A 3,641-nucleotide genomic window follows, 5' to 3' on the forward strand; every position below is an offset into this window, starting at 1 on the left:
GCCGGACTGCGCGGTGCTGATTTCCCCGGGTCTGGACCTGACCTGCAGCGGTGCCGCGCTGGATGCCAACGACCGGAGCGACCACATGCTGTCGCGCCACATCATCGACCACGCCGTCGCCGCCTACCTGCCCGCCGGCGATGCCGCCGATCCGGTCGCGTCCCCGCTCTGGGGCGAGATGGCCGGGCTGCCGCCGCTGCTGGTCAGCGTCAGTGACAGCGAGTGCCTGCGCGATGACAGCTACCGGTTGCGCGACCGGGCCGCGGCCGCCGGCGTGCCGGTGCGCCTGCTGGCGCGGCCGGACATGACGCATGTGTGGCCGGTGTTCGTGCAGCTGTTGCCCGAGGCCGACGAGGATTTCCGCACCATCACCCGTTTCGTTGAAGACAGCCTGGCCGATGCCGGCCATGACAGGAGCAGGCAATGACCGTCCCGCAGCATGAAGTGATCATCGTCGGAGGCGGCTTCTCCGGCATCGGCGCCGCCATCAAGCTGGACCGGACCGGCATCAGCGACTACCTGCTGGTGGAGCAGGGCGACGGCATCGGCGGTGCCTGGCATTTCAACACCTACCCCGGCGTCGCGGTCGATATCCCGTCGCTGAGCTATTCGTTCTCGTTCGAACGCAATCCGGACTGGTCGCGCGTGTTCGCACCGGGCGCCGAGCTCAAGGCCTATGCCGAGCACTGTGTCGACAAGTACGGCATCCGCGGGCGCATCCGTCTCAATACCGGCATCACCGGTGCGCGCTTCGACGAGCAGACCGACCTCTGGCACCTGTCCACCAGCAGCGGCGAGACGCTGACGGCGCGCCATGTCATCGGCGCCACCGGCGTGCTGACCCAGCCCAAGCTGCCGGAAATTCCCGGCATCGCCAGCTTCGGCGGCGTGACCATGCACACCGCGCGCTGGGACCACGGCGTCGACCTGCGCGGCAAGCGCGTGGCCATCATCGGCACCGGCGCGTCGGCGCTGCAGGTGATTCCCGAGATCGCGCCGTCGGTGGCGCACCTGACCGTGTTCCAGCGCACGCCGATCTGGGTCATTCCCAAGCCGGACGCCGAGATTCCTGCCGGCGTGCGCCAGGTCATGGCGCGGCTGCCGGCACTGCAGCTGCCGGCGCGGCTGCTCAGCCAGGCCATCGTCGAGGTCGGCTTCGTGCTCACCGCGCACTACCACAATGCCCTGCACCTGGCGAAAGGCTACGAGAAGCTGGCGCTGGACTTCCTGCGGCGCGAGGTCAGCGATCCGGTGACGTGCGACAAGCTGACGCCGAAGTACGGCTTCGGCTGCAAGCGCCCGAGCACGTCCAACACCTATCTCAAGACTTTCAATCGCGACAACGTGGCACTGGTCACCGAGGCCATCACGGAGGTCACCGCCGAGGGCGTGCGCACGCGCGACGGGGTGCTGCACGAGGTCGATGTGCTGATCTGCGCCACCGGCTTCAAGGTCTTCGAGAGCGGCAACATGCCGCCCTTCGAGGTCACCGGTCTCGGCGGCCGCGATCTGGAAGGCTGGTGGGATGATCACCGCTACCAGGCCTATGAAGGGGTGTCCATGCCCGGCTTCCCCAACTTCTTCCTGATCCTGGGGCCGAACGGCTACAACGGGGCGTCGTACTTCCAGCTCATCGAGCAGCAGACCCGGCACATCGCGCGCTGCCTGACGCAGGCGCGCAAGCAGCGGGCCACGCGCATCGAGGTGCGTCAGGAGGCCAACGACCGCTTCTTCAACGACATGAAGGCGCGCAGCGGGCGGCAGGTGTTCTTCAACAACAGCTGCGGCAGCGCCAACAGCTACTACTTCGACAAGCACGGCGACGTGCCGTTCCGGCCGGCCACCAGCCTCGAGGCGCACTGGCGCAGCATGCGCTTCCCGCTCAGTGACTACCGGTTCTCGTCGGTCGGCTGACCACTGCTGCGGAGGCGGGCATCCGCCTCCGCAGCAGTGGTCAGGGCGGCCGGCGGCTCAGAGGTACTTGGCCAGCAGGTCGCGCGCCCGGATCTGGGCGTCCATGACGGTCATGAAGGTGTATGCGCCCATGAGCTTGCGGCTCAGGAACATGAACTCCTTGGGCGGCACGGTGAACTGCTTGCTCACCGCCGAGCGGGTCGCCAGCGTGGTGGCGCGCACGTGCAGGCGGCTGCGCGCCCAGCAGTAGTCGCCGTCGGCATTGAGCACTTCCGGCGGCACCCTGGCGCTGTCGGCGAAGGGCTCGAAGGCGAGGAAGGCGAGGTCGATGAAGCTTTCCCGCGTGGTGGCGCTGAGGCCGTCGAAGAAGCGGAAGCCCTTCATGGCCTCGAGCATGGCGGAGCGGTCGGCATGGAACGAGGCCCGCGTCATGCCGCGCGCCAGCTTCAGCAGGTCTTCCGGGAAATCGCGCACGGCGCCGAAGTCGAGCAGGATGATCTGGTCCTGCTTGCCGTGGTCGTCGCCGAGGCGCACGAGGTAGTTGCCAAAGTTGGGGTCGGTCTGGATCTGGCCCCAGAGGAATACCTCGCGGCAGCAAATGTCCAGCGCCGCCAGCGAGATGGCGTTGCGGCGTTCCTGCGACAGCTGCAGCACGGCCTGGCTGTTGACCGGCACGCCACGCTCGTAGGACATGACCAGCAGCGTGTCGGTGCAGTATTCCGGGTAGATCAGCGGCACCACGTAGCGCGGATCGTCCTTCAGGTAGTCGCGGAAGTGCCGGGTGGTCTCGGCCTCCAGCGGGTAGTTGACCTCGCGGTGCATCATGGTGCGGACTTCGTCGAGCCATTCGTCGAAGTCGCGCGTCTGCGGCACGGCGCGGGTCAGGCGCAGCATCTGGGTGACCAGGTTGAGGTCGGAGTCGATGGCGTCGGCCACGCCCGGGTACTGGATCTTCAGTACCAGCTCGGCGCCGTCGCTGCGGCGGCGGGCGCGGTGCACCTGCGCCAGCGAGGCTGCACCCAGCGGTTCCGGGTTGATGTCGAGCTCGTCGAAGCGGTAGCCGAGCTGCTCGCGCACCAGCGGCTCTAGCGTCGACCAGGCCAGCGCGGTGGTGCTGTCATTGAGCTTGTGCAGGGCCGCGGTGATCTCCTCGGGCAGGAAATGCTCGCCGTAAAGCGCCATCATCTGGCCGATCTTGACCACGCTGCCCTTGAGCTTGCCGAGTTCGCTCACCAGGTAGTCGGCCTGTTCGGCGAGCGCGCGGCGTCGTGCCGTGGCGCGGTTTTCCGGCGCCGCGAACATGGAGCCGGCGGCCGACGCGGCCATGCGCGTGCCGGCCAGCAGCGAGGCCTTGGCGATGGAGAAACGGCGCTCGAAGGCGCCGGTCTTCAGTCGGGTGAGGCGGTCGTCGCTCATGCCTGGGCATCCTTGTGCTGGAAATTCAGGGCCTTAGTTTACCTGAGCCGGTGCCGTCATGCGCCACAGGCCGTCATGCTCGGCGGCGCGACCTTCGTCGGCCAGCTTGATCAGGTGGGCGAGCAGGCTGAAGCGCGCCACCGGGTGCAGCCAGGGCTGCACATCGTCGTAGACCAGCGGCACCAGCGCCTCCAGCGACACCGCGCCGGCATCGCCGAGGCGCTGCACGGTCTTGTCTTCGCGCTGCTGGCGGTGGGCAAGGGTGGCGCGCACCACCGCCTCGGCATCGGTCATGACCTTGCCGTGGCCGG

At 67.9% G+C, this 3,641-nt stretch carries 4 protein-coding genes; 2 read left to right on the top strand and 2 right to left on the bottom strand.

Annotation, left to right across the window (positions count from 1 at the left end; translation table 11 throughout):
- The coding region (locus C5O18_RS07475) for an alpha/beta hydrolase fold domain-containing protein (RefSeq protein WP_146089272.1) at window positions 1-427 on the top strand (427 nt) is incomplete at its 5' end.
- The gene (locus C5O18_RS07480) at window positions 424-1,914 is read left to right on the top strand and encodes a flavin-containing monooxygenase (RefSeq protein WP_105192835.1); all 1,491 of its coding nucleotides are present in this window, start codon (window positions 424-426) and stop codon (window positions 1,912-1,914) included. The genes C5O18_RS07475 and C5O18_RS07480, both read left to right, overlap by 4 nt.
- Window positions 1,915-1,971: 57 nt before the next feature.
- Here the strand turns inward: C5O18_RS07480 and C5O18_RS07485 are convergent, their stop codons facing one another.
- Together C5O18_RS07485 and C5O18_RS07490 are read right to left on the bottom strand one after the other, a co-directional pair.
- The gene (locus tag C5O18_RS07485) at window positions 1,972-3,330 is read right to left on the bottom strand and encodes an ABC1 kinase family protein (protein WP_105192837.1); all 1,359 of its coding nucleotides are present in this window, start codon (window positions 3,328-3,330) and stop codon (window positions 1,972-1,974) included.
- Window positions 3,331-3,363: 33 nt separating this feature from the next.
- Window positions 3,364-3,641, bottom strand: a 278-nt coding sequence (locus C5O18_RS07490) for a hypothetical protein (protein ID WP_241146777.1), incomplete at its 5' end; no start/stop codon positions are given.

Origin of the sequence: Amnimonas aquatica (assembly GCF_002943415.1) — a bacterium.
In the GTDB taxonomy this organism is placed as follows: Bacteria; Pseudomonadota; Gammaproteobacteria; order Pseudomonadales; family Moraxellaceae; genus Perlucidibaca; species Perlucidibaca aquatica_A.